This window comes from Trichococcus collinsii, assembly GCF_900107505.1.
GTDB lineage: Bacteria > Bacillota > Bacilli > Lactobacillales > Aerococcaceae > Trichococcus > Trichococcus collinsii.
The window spans coordinates 76,683-97,321 of record NZ_FNQH01000005.1 but is presented as its reverse complement, the minus strand read 5'-3'; the positions used below and the strand labels follow the sequence as shown (position 1 = coordinate 97,321).

At 43.7% G+C, this 20,639-nt stretch carries 17 protein-coding genes; 10 read left to right on the top strand and 7 right to left on the bottom strand.

The genetic code is table 11. The features are described from left to right. The first annotated feature begins 56 nt into the window (after window positions 1-56). The 5 genes from rlmH to BLV66_RS11925 all read left to right on the top strand — a co-directional run bounded on the left by rlmH (window position 57) and on the right by BLV66_RS11925 (window position 4,628). Window positions 57-536 carry a 23S rRNA (pseudouridine(1915)-N(3))-methyltransferase RlmH gene (gene rlmH / locus BLV66_RS11945; protein WP_086628949.1) on the top strand — a complete coding sequence of 160 codons (480 nt, stop codon included), beginning with the start codon at window positions 57-59 and terminating at the stop codon, window positions 534-536. A 242-nt stretch (window positions 537-778) separates the two neighbouring features. After that, the gene (locus tag BLV66_RS11940; RefSeq protein ID WP_086987028.1) at window positions 779-1,498 is read left to right on the top strand and encodes a DNA alkylation repair protein; all 720 of its coding nucleotides are present in this window, start codon (window positions 779-781) and stop codon (window positions 1,496-1,498) included. A gap of 406 nt (window positions 1,499-1,904) precedes the next feature. Then, on the top strand, window positions 1,905-2,381 hold the full coding sequence (arr, locus tag BLV66_RS15965; protein WP_256327909.1) for an NAD(+)--rifampin ADP-ribosyltransferase: 477 nt from the start codon (window positions 1,905-1,907) through the stop codon (window positions 2,379-2,381). Between the two features lie 172 nt (window positions 2,382-2,553). Next, complete coding sequence (ilvD, locus tag BLV66_RS11930; RefSeq protein WP_086987030.1) at window positions 2,554-4,266, top strand: dihydroxy-acid dehydratase; 1,713 nt, start codon at window positions 2,554-2,556, stop codon at window positions 4,264-4,266. Between the two features lie 17 nt (window positions 4,267-4,283). Beyond that, a complete protein-coding gene (locus BLV66_RS11925; RefSeq protein WP_086987031.1) occupies window positions 4,284-4,628 on the top strand; it encodes a metal-sulfur cluster assembly factor in 345 nt (114 codons plus the stop codon). A 93-nt stretch (window positions 4,629-4,721) separates the two neighbouring features. On the opposite strand, the gene BLV66_RS11920 is transcribed toward BLV66_RS11925, so the two are convergent. Then, window positions 4,722-5,483: an AIM24 family protein gene (locus tag BLV66_RS11920; protein WP_086987032.1), complete on the bottom strand. Its 762-nt coding sequence runs from the start codon at window positions 5,481-5,483 to the stop codon at window positions 4,722-4,724. Window positions 5,484-5,737: 254 nt separating this feature from the next. After that, window positions 5,738-6,934: an enoyl-ACP reductase FabV gene (gene fabV, locus BLV66_RS11915; RefSeq protein WP_086987033.1), complete on the bottom strand. Its 1,197-nt coding sequence runs from the start codon at window positions 6,932-6,934 to the stop codon at window positions 5,738-5,740. A 403-nt stretch (window positions 6,935-7,337) separates the two neighbouring features. On the opposite strand from fabV, the gene BLV66_RS11910 reads away from it, so the two are divergent. Continuing rightward, window positions 7,338-8,690, top strand: coding sequence for a citrate transporter (locus BLV66_RS11910; RefSeq protein WP_086987034.1), 1,353 nt, complete (start codon window positions 7,338-7,340; stop codon window positions 8,688-8,690). Between the two features lie 25 nt (window positions 8,691-8,715). Beyond that, window positions 8,716-9,945, top strand: coding sequence for an amidohydrolase family protein (locus BLV66_RS11905; protein WP_086987035.1), 1,230 nt, complete (start codon window positions 8,716-8,718; stop codon window positions 9,943-9,945). Between the two features lie 84 nt (window positions 9,946-10,029). On the opposite strand, the gene BLV66_RS11900 is transcribed toward BLV66_RS11905, so the two are convergent. Continuing rightward, a complete protein-coding gene (locus BLV66_RS11900; protein WP_086987036.1) occupies window positions 10,030-10,902 on the bottom strand; it encodes an alpha/beta hydrolase in 873 nt (290 codons plus the stop codon). A gap of 17 nt (window positions 10,903-10,919) precedes the next feature. Beyond that, window positions 10,920-12,539, bottom strand: coding sequence for a PucR family transcriptional regulator (locus BLV66_RS11895; RefSeq protein WP_086987037.1), 1,620 nt, complete (start codon window positions 12,537-12,539; stop codon window positions 10,920-10,922). A gap of 160 nt (window positions 12,540-12,699) precedes the next feature. Here BLV66_RS11895 and BLV66_RS11890 point away from each other — a divergent pair, with 160 nt between their 5' ends. From BLV66_RS11890 to arcC, 3 genes are read left to right on the top strand one after another with little or no spacing between them, the layout of a single operon-like run. Then, on the top strand, window positions 12,700-15,699 hold the full coding sequence (locus BLV66_RS11890) for a bifunctional FdrA/YlbE family protein (RefSeq protein WP_086987038.1): 3,000 nt from the start codon (window positions 12,700-12,702) through the stop codon (window positions 15,697-15,699). Then, window positions 15,699-16,577 (top strand): oxamate carbamoyltransferase subunit AllH family protein, encoded by an 879-nt coding sequence (locus BLV66_RS11885; protein WP_086987039.1) that lies wholly within the window; start codon window positions 15,699-15,701, stop codon window positions 16,575-16,577. Before BLV66_RS11890 ends, BLV66_RS11885 begins: the two co-directional genes overlap by 1 nt. 21 nt (window positions 16,578-16,598) lie before the next feature. Further along, window positions 16,599-17,540, top strand: a complete 942-nt coding sequence (gene arcC / locus BLV66_RS11880; RefSeq protein ID WP_086987040.1) for a carbamate kinase — start codon at window positions 16,599-16,601, stop codon at window positions 17,538-17,540. 174 nt (window positions 17,541-17,714) lie between these two features. Here arcC and rluF read toward each other — a convergent pair whose 3' ends face one another. The 3 genes from rluF to BLV66_RS11865 form a co-directional block, all read right to left on the bottom strand. Next, the gene (gene rluF / locus BLV66_RS11875; RefSeq protein ID WP_086987041.1) at window positions 17,715-18,422 is read right to left on the bottom strand and encodes a 23S rRNA pseudouridine(2604) synthase RluF; all 708 of its coding nucleotides are present in this window, start codon (window positions 18,420-18,422) and stop codon (window positions 17,715-17,717) included. A gap of 147 nt (window positions 18,423-18,569) precedes the next feature. Continuing rightward, a complete protein-coding gene (gene truA, locus BLV66_RS11870; RefSeq protein WP_086987042.1) occupies window positions 18,570-19,310 on the bottom strand; it encodes a tRNA pseudouridine(38-40) synthase TruA in 741 nt (246 codons plus the stop codon). A gap of 473 nt (window positions 19,311-19,783) precedes the next feature. Next, complete coding sequence (locus tag BLV66_RS11865) at window positions 19,784-20,557, bottom strand: hypothetical protein (protein WP_086987043.1); 774 nt, start codon at window positions 20,555-20,557, stop codon at window positions 19,784-19,786. Window positions 20,558-20,639: the final 82 nt, after the last annotated feature.

Sequence of the window (20,639 nt, the reverse complement as noted above, 5' to 3'; positions counted from 1 at the left end):
GAAATCGTATTTATTCCCATAGGATAGTAGTTGAGAAGAAAAAGGAGCGAAAAGGAATGAACATAAAAATCATCACAGTCGGAAAATTGAAGGAGAAGTATCTGAAGGAGGGAATCGCCGAATACACGAAACGGCTTGGCAGCTACTGCAAGCTGCAGATTATCGAGGTCGGGGACGAAAAAGCGCCCGAAAATTTGAGCGATAAGGAAATGGAAATCATCAAGGACAAGGAGGGCGAAAAGATCCTCGCAAAAATCCCGGAGCAGAGCTACGTCTTCGCAATGGCAATCCAAGGCAAACAGTACGATTCGGTGGAATTCGCCAACGAAATCGACAAACTCGGCACCTCGGGCAAAAGCGACATCGTATTCATCATCGGCGGCTCGCTCGGCCTTAGCCAAGCCGTCCTGTCCCGCGCTAACCAACACATCTCCTTCGGCAAACTGACCTACCCGCACCAACTGATGCGCCTCGTGCTCGTCGAACAGATCTACCGCGCCTTCCGGATTATCCATGGGCATGCTTATCATAAATGATGCTTTTTTTTGACAAGGCACTTTTACAATACTGATAATATGTTTGTTAAGCAAAAGAATAGAATTGGAATGACGAAAAGCTTAAGTAAAATCTTTTCGTTATTTTTTTTGAAAAATTTTAAAAAAATGCCAATCACAACAATTTGATTAAATTCATCGGTGTTGAGATAATGAAGCGAAATGAACTTACTTTAACGTACCGAGAAATATGAATGGGTAAAAGTTTGAGAGGGTGGTGGAATATGTCTAACATAATAGAACAGGTAAGGCATGAACTAATCAATAATTCAGACGAAACGAAAAAGGAAAGCGGCAAAAGATTTTTTAAGGAAGAAGTAAGACTGTATGGTGTAAAAACTATGATAGTCTCGAAGATTTCTAAAGAGGCATTTAAAAGCGTCAAAAAGCTTTCGAAAAAAGAAATATTTGATTTATGTGAACAATTGTGGACTTCCGGAATGATGGAGGAATCTTTTATTGCCTGCAATTGGGCATATGCTATCAAGAAACAGTACACTGAAGATGATTTTCTTCTGTTTGAAAGATGGGTAAATGAATATGTGACCAACTGGGCATCTTGTGATACTTTGTGTAACCACACTATTGGGACATTCTTGGAAATGTATCCAGAGTCTATAGAAAAATTAAAAGATTGGACCAAATCCCAGAACAGATGGGTTAGGCGGGCGTCAGCTGTATCGCTTATCATACCAGCCAAAAAGGGTCTATTTAAAGACGATATTTTTGAAATTGCCGACAGTTTATTATTGGATACTGAGGATTTAGTGCAAAAAGGGTATGGCTGGATGTTGAAGTCTTTATGCACCAAGTATGAAGATGAAGTATACCAGTATGTGTTAAGCAAGAGGGACATAATGCCCAGAACTGCATTAAGGTATGCGATAGAAAAAATGCCAAAGCCAATGAAGCAAGAGGCCATGAAAAGAGAGAAGAAAAAGTGAATAAGAGTCAGCGTTCTCACTTTCATGCCTTTTAGAATCTACACTTGAACGCATGCAAAATGCATTGGCTAGTTGAGGAGCAAGGTATCAGTATAGTTCAGTTGGCGGTTCAATAATTAAGAGGTGAAATAAGATGGATAATCAATTTGATCCCAATAACAAGATCATTCAACTACTCCTTCGGGGGATGGGCATGGAAGACAGCGGCAAACCTGAAGAGGCGAGCTTGCTGTTTATAAAAGCTTGGAGTGAAGCAACAGACGATTTTGAAAGATTTATTGCAGCTTATTTTGTGGCCCGACATCAAAAAAATAGTTCAGACAAATTAAAATGGTTCGAAACATCTTTGCGGTTTGCATTGAAACTGAATGATGAGGCGGTTAAGAGTGCTTTTCCATCGTTATATTTGAACATCGCTAAATGCTATGAGGAATTATCCAATCCTGACAAGGCAAAAGAAAATTATGAACTATCACATTCGTATAAGGTTACGCCTTCTGATCAGGGCCCCTTTTTTCATGGGACAAAAGCAGATTTGCAGGTTGGCGATCTACTGACAGCAAAAGAGGAATCGAACTACAACTCCGAACTTAAAATGAACCATATTTATTTCACAGCCTTGGTTAGTGGTGCGGGACTTGCGGCCGCATTAGCAAAAGGAGATAGAAGAGAACGCGTGTATCTTGTAGAACCGACAGGTGAATTTGAGAGCGATCCAAATGTTACGGACAAGAAATTCCCTGGAAATCTGACACGATCCTATCGCTCACAAGAACCTTTAAAAATTGTTGGCGAAGTAACCGATTGGCTGCAACAGACACCTGAGGAACTTCGTTTGTGGCGTGAAAAGTTGGCCAGTAATAAAGGAGAAATTATTGATTGAGGACACAATCCGGGGTGCCTGAATTCATGAATTTAGTTTTTCAAGCAACAATCTCTGTTATATCCTAAACCGCTGAGGGACCCCGTTAGTTTTTTTTGGACAAAAATGTTAAAATTCGATTAGATTAATAGTAAGTATCATTTGTGCATGAAACTACGGGAGGGCTTTGGGAATGGATAACGCAAAAAACAAAAAAGATTTACGCATCAACAGCTTCGTTTATGATGGGGTTGTGAAATCGCCGAACCGTGCGATGTTACGCGCGACGGGCATGCATGACGAAGACTTTAAAAAGCCTATGGTAGGAGTGATCAGCACTTGGGCTGAGAACACACCTTGCAATATACACTTGAACGACCTGGCTGCAATCGCAAAAGACGGTATCAAAAAGCAGCGCGGTTGGCCAATCCAGTTTACGACAGTGACCGTTTCGGACGGCATCGCCATGGGCACGCCGGGGATGAGCTATTCGTTGCCTTCGCGCGATCTGATTGCGGACTCAATCGAAATTGCTGTTGGCGGCCAAAATCTGGACGCATTTATCAGCATCGGTGGCTGTGACAAGAACATGCCTGGCTCTGTCATTGCGATGGCAAATGCAAATATTCCCTCCATTTTTGTTTATGGGGGCACGATTGCGCCGGGACAAGATGAGGATGGCAATGACATCGATCTCGTATCCGTTTTTGAAGCCATCGGAAAGTGGAACAACGGCGAAATGACGGAAGAAGAAGTACGGGCGATCGAATGCAATGCTTGTCCTGGACCAGGGGCTTGCGGCGGGATGTATACGGCCAACACAATGGCATCGGCGATTGAAACGATGGGCCTGAGTTTGCCGGGATCATCATCAAACCCTGCGGCAACCGGTGATAAATTGAAGGATGTTTTCGAGGCAGGCGAAGCAATCATCGGCTTGATCGAAAAAAATATTCGTCCGCGTGATATCATCACGCGTAAATCTTTGGAAAATGCCGTGGTGATCACGATGGCATTGGGCGGATCGACTAATGCTATCTTGCATATATTGGCGATTGCCCATGCCGCTGAGGTGGAGTTTGCGATTGAGGACTTCAATGATATCCAAAAACGAGTGCCGCATTTGGCCAATCTGAAACCTTCGGGAAAATATGTCTTCCAAGATCTATACAATGTCGGAGGGGTACCCGCCGTTCAAAAATACTTGCTTGATAACGGCTTGCTGCACGGTGACTGTTTGACCGTAACCGGAAAGACGCTTGCGGAAAACTTGGAAAATGTGGCACCTTTAGCAGAAGGGCAGGACGTGGTTATGACGCTTGACAACCCTAAACGTAAGGATGGCCCGTTAATTGTCTTAAAAGGCAATCTTGCTCCTGATGGCGCCGTCGTAAAAGTTTCCGGGTTGAAGGAACGACGCCATGAAGGGCCGGCGAAGGTTTTCAACACCGAAGAAGCGGCGATCGACGCGACGTTGAATGGAGAGATTGTTGACGGCGACGTGGTGGTTGTCCGCTTTGTTGGGCCAAAAGGTGGACCAGGTATGCCAGAAATGTTGTCCTTATCGAGCATTATTTCCGGGAAAGGCATCAAAGTGTGCCTGATTACAGATGGCCGTTTTTCAGGCGGTTCACACGGATTCGTGGTTGGGCATGTCGCACCGGAGGCACAAGACGGCGGCCCGATTGCCTTGCTGGAAACGAATGATATAGTCATCATTGACCAGGATACGCGTGAATTGACGATGCAAGTATCGGATGAAGAGTTGGCCAAACGACGCGAAAAACTGGTGTTGCCGCCTTTGCAAACAAGGGGTGTCCTGGGCAAATATGCACACATCGTTTCATCCGCATCAAAAGGCGCCGTTACCGACTTTTTCAACCGCAATCCATTTGAAGATAAATAAAGGAGGCGTGTTGTATATTGGAACAAGCCATCACATATACTGGTCAAGCGGGCCAGCACAAGGAAGAATTGGAAGATAAACTGATGAACGTCATGGACACGGAAATCGGCCTCGATATCGTCAATCTCGGATTGATCTATGGCATCGACCTGGATGCTGACGGGGTTTGCACTGTCCGATTAACCTTCACAGGCGCCGGCTGTTCTTGTTCAGAGCATATTTTAAAGGGAGTCCATGAACAGCTTGAACCGCTGACGTTCATCAATGCGGTCAAAATTAAGATCGTGTGGAGTCCGGCCTGGGCGTTGGATCGCATCACCCGCTACGGCCGCATTTCGCTTGGAATCAATCCAGGCAGATAAGAAAAAAGGATCGGAACAAAGTGTAGCAAAAACACTTTGTTCCGATCCTTTTTGAATGAGCTCAAGTATTGCCAGATTCTTAAGAGACTTTCTTTATCGAAGAACGGGCGCCATCAAAACTCTGCCTGTTCCGCGATAGACGTTTACCAAACCTTCGCCGGATGCGGCTGAACCCAGGAGTGTCTTGCCCGATCGTGTTACTGAAAATTCCAGACTGCCAGACCAAGCAATCGCCATATTTCCATCAATCTTTAATTCATCATTTTCCAACTCTATTTCTATCAGTTCTTCTCTTGGTACATAAGATTCAAGTGCGACAATCCCCCCACCAGAAAGACCCAGGTTGAAAAGACCTTCTCCGCCCATTGCAATAGAAGAAAGGTTGGACTTCATAACGGCTTTATGGTTTAATTCTGAATCGCAAGCTAAAAACAACCCATCTTCAATCACGATTGAGCCATTCCAGTCATCGACATCAATAAGCAAAATATGCTTATAGGTAGGTTCTAATACCAGTTTGCCGGTTCCAGTGTACTCAGGCTTAATTGCAGATTCATTTGTAACCTTTCCTCGAAAAGCTTTTCCAATAAAATCGCCTACGCCTTTAAGCCCTGTCGTAGCACTCACATCACCCACCATCCACTGCATAGCTCCTGACTGAACGGTAATGTCGGAAAGACTGACATCGCACACTAGCTGCCTTCTTCTCACATTCATTTCAGAAGCATAGTACGCAGTTTGAGCTGTCAAATGATCGACACTCAAATCTTTCAAGTATTCCACTACCTTAAAAGCGCCCAGCTCTTCGACAATTTTCACATCATTATTATCTTCGAAATTTTTTATTCTGAACATATTCGTTTCCTTCTTTCTTTTACAGAGGCAATAGCTGTTTCTGATCAATGAATCTTATTAAAATTTGCAGTATCATTGTCTATTATTATAACACTATTTTGATTTACGCCCAATATATAGACGGTTGCTGATAAATTTAATTGAAGCGGAACGTTTATGTTGCTATCCGTAGAAGCAGAAAAGTCTTGACTCTCAGAGCCAAGACTTTTCATTCATTGTTGCCGATAAAGTTTGATTGGTGTCACCAAAATGATTTAATATTCCAATGCCTTCAAATCTTCAATCGTAACCTCTTGCTCGACATAGCCATCCACCATGAACCCACTTAAAATTGAAAACTCTTTATAAAGGATGTCATATGCTGCTATATCGGTATTGAAATTTTCTTTGTTCAATTGTTGGATCAGTGCCTTCGTTTTAGCTTGCGTGTCGCTGTCAAGTTCCCAGCTATCCGGTCTCAGTCGACCAGCTTCATCATACTCGGCATTAGCACCATAAACCATATCGCGATAAATGCGGTCGATGTGCATGATCGGTGTTTCATGTGTGCCTTTTTCCGTCATTACTTTGTAAAGCGCGATGCAATAAACAGGGAAAAATGGAATAACCGAGCTTGCTTTAGTGGTAACTGCAGTTGCGACCACAATTTGAGCTTTTCCGTTGATGTCAGCCAATAACGTATTGATGGTCTTCGCCTTTTCATCACAGTCTGCTTTGGCAAGACCAAGCGTACCGCCACCGTAATAAGGATGGTTCAGCTCTGTTCCTAAATAAGAATAATTGGTCGTCAGAACCCCGTCAGCCAACACATCTGCTTCTTTCAGTGCTTCCATCCATAATTGCCAGTCCTCTCCACCCATCACTTTGAGCGTACCAGCGATTTCTTGGTCAGTTGCGGGTTCAAGTGTTTCGATGTAGAAATCCTGATTTTGCATATTGATATTAGGGCCAACCACTGGCTCCCCAAGAGCTTTGATTGCGGAAGTGTAAGTCTCTCCGGTATCAGGGTCTGTCCTTCTGCCGCTTGCCAGGCTATAAACAACTAGGTCCACTTTTCCCCCGAACTCGTTCTTGATAAATTCGATAACTTCTTGTTTACTTTCGTGGCTAAAGGCGTCTTGCACAAAGTTTTTGGCAATCAGACCTTCTTTTTCAGCAGCTTCACGAAAAGCAATATTATTGTACCAGCCAGCTGTGCCGAGATTCCGTTCGTTCTTCGGTCCCTTTTCGAAAGAAACGCCAATCGTATCCGCTCCCGCACCGAAAGCCAGGCTGATACGGGTTGCTAAGCCGTAGCTTGATGACGCACCGATGATCAGTACCTTTTTCGGACCTGCAAAAGTTCCTTTGTTTTTTACATAGTCGATTTCATTCAATACTTCCTGCTTGCATCCAAGCGGGTTTACACCAAGGGCCACATTTCCCCGTATATTTTGTTTAAATTCCAACATGTTTGATTTTCCTCCATTAAAATGTCATAAGAATATAATACCAGAAAATGCTTCTCAAGAATAATAATCTGCCAAAATTTCGAGTATAAGTCAGCCGCCGTGTTTACCCATTGATAGGCTTAGCTGAATGACTGGTGGACGAAACCGAGTGAACCTTAAAATGAGCTGCGGCAGAGTACTGGGATGATTTGTACAAGAAATAACGAATCCGGATAATTGACTCCGCTTATTTTATCCTTCAAGGATAAAATAAGCGGGTCTTTTTATCTTTGTTATCAGTTGTATGCGGATACAATGACAAATATAATGTTTTAGACAGGGGGAACGATGAAATGAATGGGTGTCAAATTTATGAGTTGGGCTTCCTTTGCAAAAAATATTTATTAAGAAGGAGTACGCTAACATGAAGAAGATTTTATCTTTTTTAGCCGTTTTTACAGGTTTATCATTTTTAATACCGACGTTTGCGTTTGCACAGTCGGATATCCAAAGTATCCCTGCACCTGAAGGCCTTATGGCTTTTGCAAGTGTGATCCCGATTATCGTCATTTTAGTACTTTTATTCATGAAGGTTGACATGCTGATTGCAGGCTTTGTTGGTGGGGTTCTTGCAATGGTGATAGGCGGAATCACTCTCGCGCGAGCGAATGAACTACTGCTTTCTTCCATTCCGACAATGTTGACGATTACAGTTCCGATCATCAATTCAGCAATCGCTACAGCCGTGTTCAAATCTGGGGGCTACAGCTCCGCTTTAGCATTGGTTCGTCGCGCAATCGGTGAAAAGGTTGAGTATTTTGCTGCATTTATTGTCATCTTAATGGCGGCTGCAACCTATATGTCCGGTATTGGCGGTGGAACAGCCATGGTGTTGGCTCCGTTGGCTTTCGCTGCAGTAGGTGCTATTCCTGAGTTGATTGCTGCAATGTGTTTGGCTGCTGCGGTATCTTTCACAACGTCACCGGCTTCGTTGGAATCCAGTATTGTAACGAATTTAACCGGCGCAAGCATAACAGATTACATCTCCACAATGCGTCCGTTTTGGTTGCTGTTTGTTCTGATCGCGGTACTTATCGGATTTTTTGGAGCTAAAAAGAGAAAAATTTTGTTCCAAGGAGAAGAAGACGAAGCAATTAAAAACAAAACAAATAAAGAACTTTTCATCAACACGATTCCGGCAATTTTTCTTTTGTTTGCGGTAATCGCGGGCCCGGTAATCAACAAAGCAATCGGTATGCCTATTCTGGGGCCGTTGGCATATTTGGTCATAACGATCGGCTTGATTGCTGTGTGCACAGAATTCAATTTGAAACAGTCCTCGACTGCGCTTGTTGAGGGGTCGAACTATATTTTGACGCGTTTATTCCAAGTTGGTATATTCATTACGTTCATCAATATTATCGGAGAAACAGGTGCATTTAGCGCGATTGTTGAAACTGCTAAGCTTGCTCCGGAAAACTTCTTGGTGCCTGCACTTGTCATTGCGGGTTATGCGGTCGGAGTTCCAGCAGGTGCGTACGTTGGGACAATTCTGACATTGATTCTGCCGATTGCAGTTTCTTTAAATATTCCGCTATTGGCGGTGGGCTTCATCACGATGGGTGTGGGTCTGGGTAGTCAGATGAGTTTTGTGAATATTACGATGCAAGCTCAGTCATCCGGTTTTGATATTCCAATCCTTCAGGTTGTTAAAGGAAACAGTAAATGGATTTTGGCTTCGTTAGCATTACTTGTCGTTCTATCATTTGTTTTATAAAAAATAATCGGTACGGAGGGAAATTATGGATATTTTATTGAAAAATGTAATTCTTGATGAGTCGAATGAAACGGTCGATATTGGGATCGAGAATGGGAAGTTCATAAAGATAGGTTCCCAACTCGATTTTCCTGCTGCGCGCGTTATCGAAGGAAATGGACGCGTGGTCATTCCAGGTTTAGTCGAATCGCATATTCATTTGGATAAAGCTTTGATTGCGGACCGTCTTCCAAATAAATCGGGCACATTGCAAGAGGCGCTGTCGGTCACCGCACAATTAAAATCGACATTCACTAAAGAAGATGTCGCTGACCGCGCGGAAAAAGCCCTTCAAATGATCATCAAACGTGGGACCACCCATATCCGTACACATGCAGAATTTGATCCGGCTGGCGGCTTCCATGGATTTGAAACGATTATGGCATTGAAAGAAAAATACAAAGATTTTGTGGAAATGCAGGTTGTGGCTTTTCCGCAAGAGGGGATCATCAAAGCACCTGGGACAGAGGAAATGATGTACCGCGCAATGGAAATGGGAGCGGATGTGGTCGGCGGCATTCCTTATAACGATACGGATGCTAAAGATCATTTGGATATCGTATTCAAAATCGCTAAAGAGTTTGATAAAGATATTGACCTGCACCAAGACTTTAAAGACGATGCAGAAGGGCAAACAATTGAAATGGTTTGCCGTAAGGTAATCGAAGAAGGCTACATTGGTCGTTTATCGGTAGGACATTTAACGAGTCTTGGCGCTTTGCCGGATGAAAAATTAAAACCGATCATCGAATTGATGGCAGAAGCGCAAATCAATGTCATGAGTTTGCCGATGACCGATCTTCATTTAGGCGGAAGACACGATGAATTCAACGTTCGCCGTGCCGTAACCCCAATCCGTAAACTTCGTGATGGCGGCGTAAACGTTGTGTTGGCAACGAATAATATCCGCAATCCGTTTACACCATATGGAAATGGTGACCTAATGCAAGTTGCGATGTTGGCTGTCCCTGTCGCTCATTTAGGTGGTGCGGATGATTTACCGACCGTATTACCGATGATCACAACCGGTCCTGCAAAAGCGCTTAAACTGGTCGACTACGGGATTGCGGAAGGCAATGATGCAACGTTGGTTCTCCTTGACAGCGTACGTTATCAAGAGGCTATAATCGATATTCCGGACCGTTTGTTGGTTATAAAAAGCGGTAAGGTGACGGTGGAACTGGCTAAACAAGCTACGTACCACTTTCCCGAATAATTAAAATATAATAGCAAAAAGAAACGTTACAGAGCCTGCTTCAAGGCTTTGTAACGTTTCTTTCTGTAAGCAGGAAACGCGCAATCAGTCGGTGAGCGTTTCATCCAACCAAACGATGACGTCGCGATAAACTTCAATCCCTAGCGGATTTGAGAGATTCCGATCAAAATCGTGCTCTTCTGAAGCGATGGTGTTCAGCTTAGCAAAAGGAATCTTTTGGCTAAGTATTTTCGACAGCTGGTAAGGAACGTCGGGATCAGCATTAGACGCAGCCAGATAGGTTGGCGGTAATGCCGCTAATTGCTCATCGTTAAGACTATAGTTGCGTGCTTCTTTAATATCGTCCAATAGGTAGGAAAGCCAGGTTCCGGATTGTCTGGCATAAACGTATAAAGCAAAACGCAGTTCTTTTTCTCCGGTGACGATCGGTACGGGAGAAAGCAAGCGCTCCACATCGGCCTTCACAAGCCGCTGATAAGCAAGATAATGCCTATTTGGGATCCTAAAGCTTGCTTCACGCAATGTATGATAACCATACAAGCTGATGATTGCGGCTGGGTTAACGGTGCTGCTGCTTGCTGTGAGGAAAGCCAAGTAAGCCCCCGCTGAGCGCCCGAATAGCAGATAGTCTGCTGAGTCTAATGACAGGTCAGAAACAGCGTGCGATTGGAACCACAGAAGCCCAGCCTGAATGCTGGCTAAAATATCCGGCAATTTTGTTTCTGGTGCTAACGGATAATCCAACGCGAAAAAATCATATCCGGCACTCAGAAAAAGATTGAGGTAAGGCTCGGGGAGATCATTTTTGTCCCCGTAAAGCAAGCCTCCGCCATGAAGATATAGGATTGTTTTGCCCTTCCTGTTCACCCTAGAACGGAACAGCTTTCCTTCTAACGGAACGGATTGTATGCTCGAAATCGTAAAGATCACAGCTTCAGTGCCTGGTTGCGTAGTCATTGCGGGAATAGGCCTCCTTATTGTTTGATGATTTTCAATAGTCTTAAACCAACGCTTAATTGGAGAATTTCTTCGGGATCATTGAAGTCAATCTGATAGGAATTTTTGATTTTTTCGATTCGATAACGGACTGTTTTTGGATGCACAAACAGCAAGGCAGCTGCCTCGATATAATTTTGATTGACGTTCAGAAAAGCCTCCAATGTATGCAGCAAGTCCAGGTTATCTTTATGCAGCTGGTTGATTTTAGCCGGTATGAAGCGTGCCAACTGATCCAAATTGTTGGTTTCTGAAAAAATTTGATAGATGCCTATGTCTTGGTAGTCTTTTATTTGCAGATTTTTATTGATTAGATGAATGATTTTTTGCGTATCCATCGCCTGTTTATATGCTGTAGCCAATGATTTCAGATTCGTTGGATCACTGATGCTTACGTTCACCTTGAATGCAGAAAAGGGCTTGGTTTCGATCGCTTTTTTTAAGATATAAGCCAGCCTTTTTTTTAAGGATTCCGAGTCGATTGTATCGGTCGGAAGAATCAGGATGACTTTTTGTTTTCGCATGACATAAACAAGTTTGTAGAATTCTTTCTTGGAATAATTGACGATAGTGTCCGAGAAACGCGATGAAAGAAGTGAAAAGAGATTTTTTGAACTGTCGTCTTCAGAAAATTCAAAAACAACTACCCGATGTGGTTCAGATTTATTCAACTTCAGGTGGTTGAGTGTGTCTTCGAATTGCTCTTCATCCTCAATACGACCGTGAAGTAAATCCGAACCAAGTTCATTCGTTTTGTTTAATGTCGTTTGTTTGATGGAATAGTGCTTCACCAATTCCGTCTGAAGGATCCCTACTGCATTTTCAATGGCCATAAAATCGATATCTGATACAGGTTCATTGATTTCGTGGATGATCAGTTCATACTGTTCATAGCCCAAACTGGGAATGGCGACGGCTAATTGGGTATGGGTGTCCCCTGATCCATAGTAAGGATAGTTTGCAACGCGTTGTGTGTAATCAAAATTCATGAACTGCCCTTTCGGCAGATACTGCTCAGAAATGATTTTGAAATCAGTGGATTGATTGTCAGTTGCTATCAGAGTACCTTTAATTTTTTCAAAAAGTGAGACGGGGTTGTGGATCATCTGCTGCAAGACTTTAAGAACATCGATTATTTTTGGTTCCGATAAGGTCATTTTCACAAAATGATTATGGATATCATAGTAGCTGTTCAGCAAGTAAGCTTTGCGGTTGATGATGGTTTCTAAAACTTCCAGGATGATTCTCTCATAAGAAGTTTCTTTAGGGATCTGAATCAATGGCAAATGATACTTCATGCAGGATTCGATGAAGATTTCGGGAATTTCATCCAAGAGTCGGTTTTTTTTGAAAATGAAGGCACTGATTCCGATTGTCTTAGCCATTTTAAAAAACAAATCGATACGCTCTTTCGTTAACTTTTCCAGTGCAAAGTAGCTCGTCAAAATGATTTGTCCCGAGCGACCCCAAGTGTCTATATCGGGCGCTTCCATGACCATAACGCCGCTCACTTCGTTGGTGAGTCCTACGTTACCGGAAAGTACTTTAGCTTCAGCGAATGATTGGTACTGCAATATATTTGAAACTGTCAGAATCATTGTGTAATGCTCCTTTCCTTCCTATTGTTATTTTATCATGCCAGAAAAGGAAAGAGTTGTCCATATAGGATAAAAAAAGTGCGTATATTTAGGCTTTTTATGCAATGAATGCGAAAACATTTTTCCGTATACTAAGAATAACAAAAGAAGGAGGTACATCATGTTACATACAGTAATCAAACCCAACAGTTATCAGGATTCCATTAATTTGATGCTGCTGACCAATGCAGTAAGCGCCTTGCCTGGGGTCATTCAAGGATCCATTATGATGGGAACAGAGGCTAACAAAGATATCTTCAATAATGCAGGATTATACACGGAAGAGGTCGGTGGCGCCACCCCAAATGATATGGTCATTGTCGTAGAAACTGCCGATGCTACGGTTGTAGATAAAGTCATGACAGAAGTAGACAGATTTCTGAATGATCTTTCTGTAAAGAAAAAATCGGATGGCATAAAATCAGTTAAAAATTGGAATGACGCCAAGGAGCAATTGCCGGACGCGAATGTCGCTTTATTTTCCATTCCGGGAATCTACGCGGCTGATGAGATTGAGAAAGCTTTAGACGGAGGCTTGCATGCCTTCTCATTCAGTGACAATGTTTCATTGGAAGATGAAGTTCGTTTGAAAACGAAAGCGCATGACAAGGGCTTGCTGTTGATGGGACCTGATTGCGGCACCGGAATCATTTCTGGCGTGCCGATAGCCTTCACGAATGTTGTGAAACCCGGAAACATCAGTATTGTCGCGGCTTCCGGAACAGGTATCCAAGAAGTGACGACCATCATCGATCGATTGGGCGGGGGCGTTATCCACGCTATCGGTACTGGGGGCAGAGATCTGAGCTCGGCTGTAAAAGCCATCACAACAAAAGATGCGATTATTGGCTTGGAACAGCACGATCCGACAGATGTCATCGTGGTCATATCCAAGCCACCAGCAAAAGAGGTCCGAGATGATGTGATGCAATTATTGCAATCGTTATCCAAACCAGTCGTAGCGATTTTTCTGGGTGAAAAGCCAGAAAACCATGAAGGGAATGTCTATCTAGCCCATACTCTTGAGGAAACGGCACAGATCGCTGTGGATTTGGCCCAAGGAAATCAAGTCAAGACGAACTATTTGGAAGAAATTCATCACAGTGTTGAGAAACCGTTGGAACAGGGCAAAACCGTAAAAGGTTTGTATTCTGGCGGAACCTTAGCGAATGAGGCCGGCATGTTGATCTCCGAAGCTCTTGAACTCGGCGGATTGATCAAGACGGAAGGGTATATTCTGAATGCGAACGGGTTTGAAATCATGGATCTGGGGGATGACATCTATACCCAAGGAAAACCTCACCCTATGATTGATCCGGATGTCCGTATCCGAAAAATAAAGGAATACAGTAAAGACGCGAACACAGGTATTATCCTGCTGGACGTTGTGTTGGGATATGGCTCGCATCCAGATATGGTAAACGCGTTGCTACCAACAATCAAAGAAGCATTGGCGCAGGCCGAGCATGAACAGCGTAGTCTTTATTTTGTCGCTAGTGTCTGCGGAACGCAAGGGGATCCCCAAAATTACGACAAATCCGTATCTGATTTGAAAGAAGCTGGGGTTTTAGTAGAAACCAGCAATGCGCGCGCTGTAAGATTGGCTCTTCGACTCATGGGCAAAGAATTTGTTGAAGTATCCAAACAGACCGTTCCTTATGAAAAAGTAAAAATTTCATTGCCAGCAGTCAGTGCCGGAGTGGATGCTTTGTTGAATAGTACGCCTAGCATCATCAACTTAGGGATTGAAAGCTTTACGGACTCTATTTTGGCGTTTGGCGGAACAACCGTTCAATTCGACTGGAGACCAGTAGCAGGCGGGAATCGTACGCTTATCAAGATATTGAACGATTTAAACCGCAGGGCCGAAATCAATCAGAGTAACGAAAAAGTGATCGGCAGAATGCGCGATTCACAACCTTTCTTGATGGATGTCGTTCCGGCTAAATCGGTCATATCAGAACTGAACGGTAAAGTATTGTTGCATGCTGGTCCACCTATCCAATATTCAGAAATGACTGGACCGATGAAAGGTTCGTCCATCGGAGCTGTATTGTTTGAAGGCTGGGCTGCTACGGAGAATGAGGCTATCGAACAATTGGAAAGCGGAGCAATCCAATTTATACCTTGTCATCATGTGAATGCTGTCGGACCGATGGGAGGCATCACATCCGGTAACATGCCTGTCGTGGTTGTCGAGAACAAACAAGATGGTACATCTGCTTATTGCATCCTGAATGAAGGAATCGGTAAAGTTCTTCGTTTTGGAGCCTATTCGCAAGAAGTCATTGATCGTTTGAGATGGATGCAAAATGTACTGGGACCAGTCCTCAGCAAAGCGCTGCAGACTATCGATGGCGGGTTGAACATTAATGTCATCATCGCCAAGGCAATCACAATGGGGGATGAGTTCCACCAACGTAATATTGCTGCTTCGTTGATTTTCTTAAAGGAAATTACGCCGGCAATCATCCAATTAGATATAGAGGATACACAGAAAAAAGAAGTCATTGAATTTTTGGCGAAAACAGATCAATTTTTCTTGAACATCATGATGGCAACAAGCAAGTCCATGGTCGATTATGCAAGGAAAATTCAAGAAGGAACCGTTGTCACGACGATGACCCGAAATGGCCGCAACTTCGGTGTCCGCATCAGCGGAATGGGAGATGAATGGTTCACAGCTCCCGTGAATACACCGGATGGCTTGTATTTCACTGGCTACAGTGCTGCAGACGCGAACCCGGATATCGGTGATAGTGCCATTACTGAAACAGTAGGAGTAGGTGGTATGGCGATGGTCGCAGCTCCTGGTGTGACAAGGTTTGTTGGAGCGGGCGGCTTTGAGGATGCCCTTCGTGTTTCTAACGAAATGGAAGAAATCTGCATTACGCATAATCCTAACTTCAGCATCCCAACTTGGGATTTCAACGGGTCACTCCTAGGAATAGATATCCGAAAAGTGGTAGAAACCGGGATCACACCGGTCATCAACACCGGTATCGCCCATAAGGAGGCAGGCGTGGGACAAATTGGAGCAGGGACGGTTCGTGCGCCGCTAGCTTGCTTTGAGAAAGCACTGATTGCCTATGCGCTGTCGCTTGGAATCGAAGTCGAATAATGAATAGCACAATTGAAATAAGAATCGGGATAAAAAGTAATTATTTATCCCGGTTCTTAAAAAAGAATCAGATTGGGAAGGTACATGCGCTATTCAGATCCAGTTTTACGATCAAATGGAATGATCAGCTTGTCCATATCGGATCGATGCAACAACCCTTGTCTGCTTATGGGTTAGCCATTGTGGAAGACGAATTGAAAGCTATTCTCGCCGTTGTTTCGCTAGGAGACATTGTCCGTCTTAAAGCAGAAGAGATTTTGCTTTATGCAAAGGGAAGGCTGTTCAGGTTTCCGACGCGTGATTATAAATCCATCAATCTGAATATAAGTGACTGTATGAGAAAATCACCTTCGCCAGAATGGCAACTTTTAAAAACGGAACTGGAGAAGCATAACCTATTGCATGCATCTGCGGTTATCCAAAACGAATTTGATCGTAGTTTGATTGAGGAACTTATGCAGAAAGAAATAGATTCAACCCAAGAGGCGAATCGTTACATCTCCCATTTCTGGGGCAGAGGAATCGGTCTGACACCCAGTGGTGATGATTTTTTGATTGGCTATGGCATGATGCAAGCTGTCTTTGTGAAGCAGAGTTATTGGATGGATGCTTTGAGAGGTTCCCTTGACAAAAAGACAACGACTGATGTCAGTGAGCATTATTATATCAGCATGTTGGATGGATACATCAGCGCGCCGTTTTTGGAATTGATCAGTGCGGCATCAAGTGGAGGCGAGCAAGAGCAGATAGCCATAATCATCGATAAAATTATGCAATTTGGGCACACGTCAGGACTGGATACCTTGTTGGGCATTTATACGGCGATTTGCGGGAAAGAAGCAGATGCGAGGCAAAAAGGGCTTGCAGAAGTTATATAAAGGAAGGTCAGGAAATAAAATATGAATAAAAAAATTGTGGTTGCCTTAGGCGGAAACGCTATATTGGCGGATAACCCTTCTGCAGAAGCGCAAAGAGAGTCTTTACGATACACAAGTAAAAGACTGGTTAAACTCATAAAGCAAGGCTATCAATTAATTATCACGCATGGTAATGGCCCGCAAGTAGGGAATTTATTACTGCAACAAAAAGCTGGAGATTCTTTGGCAAATCCGGAATTGCCGCTAGATACATGTGTGGCCATGACACAAGGCAGTATAGGATACTGGCTGCAAAACGCCTTGCGGGAAGCTTTGAGAGCTGAGGAAATTGAGAAAGATGTTGTTTCCATCATTACACAAGTTTTAGTGGATGCAGATGATGCTGCTTTCGCAAATCCGACAAAACCAATCGGTCCATTTTTGACAGAAGAGGAAGCAGCATTCTCTGGAATGGCCGACAATAGTACATATATGGAAGATGCGGGAAGAGGTTGGCGAAAAGTAGTTGCTTCTCCCAAGCCTATCCATATCATTGAATCTCCGATAGTGGACGGACTGGTGGAAAAGGGAATCATTACCATATCTGCTGGAGGCGGCGGAATTCCTGTAATTGAAACATCAGAAGGTTATCAGGGAGTCGAAGCTGTTATCGATAAAGATTTTACGGCTGCAAAACTAGCGGAGCTGGTGAATGCTGATTATCTTATCATTCTGACCGGTGTGGATAATGTATATGTGAATTACAATAAGCCAAATCAAAAAAAGTTGGAGAGAGTGAAAACCAGTGAAATGCAACAGCATATCTTGGATCATCAATTCGCCAACGGCAGTATGTTACCCAAAATAGAAGCCGTTATCCAATTTTTGGAGAATACTAAAAATGGTAAGGCTGTCATCACTTCATTGGACAACATAGATAAAATCTTTTCTGACGAAGGCTCGTTCACGTTAGTGGAGAATTAATGGATTTGTTGATGCGATTGCAAAAATAGTTTTCTCTCGAAAACCTAAATAGCCGGATGCCATGAGATTTCCCCTCTGGCATCCGGCTATTTAGGTTTCGGCTCCCGTCAATCGTAACGCCCAAAATCTACCCGCGGTATTGGTCGTGGCAGAGGCCAGTCTGATCCTCTGGTTTTACCATTCCTTCGGCTCATAATTTAACTCTTGGAATAACTGCGCCTTCTCCTTCTTGGAAAGGTAGCGCCATTGTCCCACAGGAAGATTGTCCAATTGGATATTCATGATGCGGATTCTTTGCAATCGGTAAACGTTGTATCCCAATTCCTCGCACATGCGGCGGATTTGACGGTTGAGTCCTTGGGTTAAGATGATTTTAAAATCATATTTTGATAGCTGTTCTACTTTACAAGGCAGGGTGACCGTATCCAATATTTTGACCCCTTCTGACATCTGCTTCACGAATTCAGGAGTGATCGGACGGTCTACAGAAACAACGTATTCCTTCTCATGCTGGTTCTCAGAACGCAAGATTTCATTGACGATATCGCCATCATTCGTGAGTAGAATCAAGCCCTCGGAATCTTTATCGAGGCGCCCAATATGAAAAACACGGAAGGGATGGTTGACCAAATCAACAATATTTCCCTTGACGCCTTTTTCGGTCGTGCTCGTGATTCCGACTGGTTTGTTCAAGGCAATGTAGACATTGTTACGGGCAACGAACAGCTGGTTGCCGTTTACGCGGACATCATCCCCAGGCTCGACTTGGCTGCCGATTGTTGCCCGCTTTCCATTGATCGTTACACGCCCCTCAGTAATCAGCTTGTCGGCGCCTCGTCTGGAGGCTTGGCCTGCTTCACTTATAAATTTATTAATACGCATGTGGACACTTCCTTAATCCAAATATATTTTGTTCCTTACCTGGTCGAAAAAAATCGAGGCGGACAGGTGACAATGAATAAAAAATAGCCGGATACTTGCGAAAAACCGCAGCGTATTCGTCTACTTTTGATGTTTCGGACTTTGTTGTCAATCGTAGTAAACTGCATCCAGAAACAGTCCGTGAGAAGGTACCGTCATCCCGGCTTCGCTTCTGATCCCGCTCTTGATGATGGCGTCAATATATTCCGGCTCCATCGTCCCGGCCCCGATTTCCAGGATCGTCCCCATCATGATACGGACCATGTTGTAGAGGAAACCTTCCCCTGTGAACGCGAAGTGCAGCAGATTGCCTTCCTGCTGGATTGTAATGTCATTGATGGTCCTGATCGTTGATTTTTTCGACTTCTTGAGTGAAGAGAAGCCGAGGAAGTCATGGGCTCCGACAAGCTTGCTGCAGGCCTCGTTCATTCTGTCGATATCAAGGTGTCCAGGGTAATGGTAGCTGTAGTGGCGCTCAAATGCGGAAGGCACGACATTATTCCAGACATGATAGCTGTATGTCTTTCCGGCTGCATGATAGCGGGCATGGAACCTTTCCGGAACCTCTTCCAGCTCTTTGACGACAATGTCGCGCGGAAGATAACGAATCAGATGGTCCTGCATCGCCGTCAAATCCATTTTGGATGTCGTCTTGAAATTGGCGACTTGCCCCCGTGCGTGGGTACCTGCATCTGTCCGGCCGGAGCCGATGATTTCAATCTCTGTCCCCGTCATTGCCGACAGGATATTCTCTATTTTACCTTGAATAGTTTTGTCCGAATCCCCAAGCCTTTGCCAGCCCAGGTATCTGCCGCCATCATACTCGATCGTCATTTTTATATTTCTCATTTTATCTCCCTTAATTATCTGATTCTGTGCATCGTTACATGCCGCGTACTCCTGTATTATACCCAATATGGTTCCGATTGGGGGTATTTTCGTGGAATTCAGTCGTCAAAACTTTTTTCGTTTTACAATGATCACAAAGGATATGCCAAAGAATAGCAGTGAGGAAATGAGAAGGCAGTTTACACCGTTCTGAAAGTTTAAGGAAGGATGATTGATTATCGGACTATTGTAATCGTTGAAAATCAACACTTTATAGGGATCTGCATACGAAAACGGGAGCAGGTGAACAACATTTTTTAAAGAATCACTCTTCAGCAAAGGAGACTCAACCAGCAGAATGGACGACAATAGGATACCTGCATTAATGAGCAAACGCCCTGTGAATAGGGAGATAAAGAAGCTAAGGGACTACAGGAAAAGGATAAACAACAAGAATAACAGCAAGGATCTGCTGTTGAATGCGGTTACTGATATTAAGAGACGTCGACGCCATTTTGGGAATAAGCAATGGGGTAGCGGAAATCTCCTATCCCGTTCTGAAAAGCACTGAACAAAAAGGCAATAATCAGTGAGATCACCAACGATAAGGTGACGAATGCAGTAGCTGTTGAAACTTTTGCGAGGAAACTACTCCCTAATTTGTTGGGGACAAGATTAAAGAAATTGATGTGATTTTTTCTTTTCTCAAATGAATAGATATTTGCGAACAAAAGCGCGCAAAATGAGAAAATCAAAGAACTGGAAACAGTGCCGTTAAAAATCCGTGCAACATAATTTAATGCAGGAGCAGAAGCCTGAAAGCTGTCATCTACTTTGGTTATATCGTTTTTCACTAAATTTTCAAGAATCAGGACTGCCTTCCGTTGCTCAATGATAGAGAGTCCGCTTAGGATTCCCGACTCCATGTTTTGGAGCAGCTTTTTTTCGTACGCGTATTCGGCCTTCATTCTTTCTTTATCCGTTCCTGAAATGAGAGCGTCAATGTAAGCTTTCAACAGTTCATTCCGCTCAATGGTATAAGGTGAAATATGTGCTGCAGCAGGCTCTGATTCCGTTCGTTTTTGTGCTTGTTCACCGTATTCCAAACTAGCTCGCAAGTATTGCAACTCGTTCTCATATCGGTTTGCTTGGGCTGTGGTGAACAAAAAAAGCGGGATGGTGAAAATGAAGGTCAATAAGATGAAGCCGAAATAATTTGCTTTCTCAGAAAAAAGTTTTTTAGCTCCTGTATTCTTGGGCCAGTTCATCTTTTCATTGACGTCATCGGCATCGCGTGCCTACTCAATGAGCCTGAGGATCTGCCGGTGTTCGTAAGAAGCTCCCCTCGCT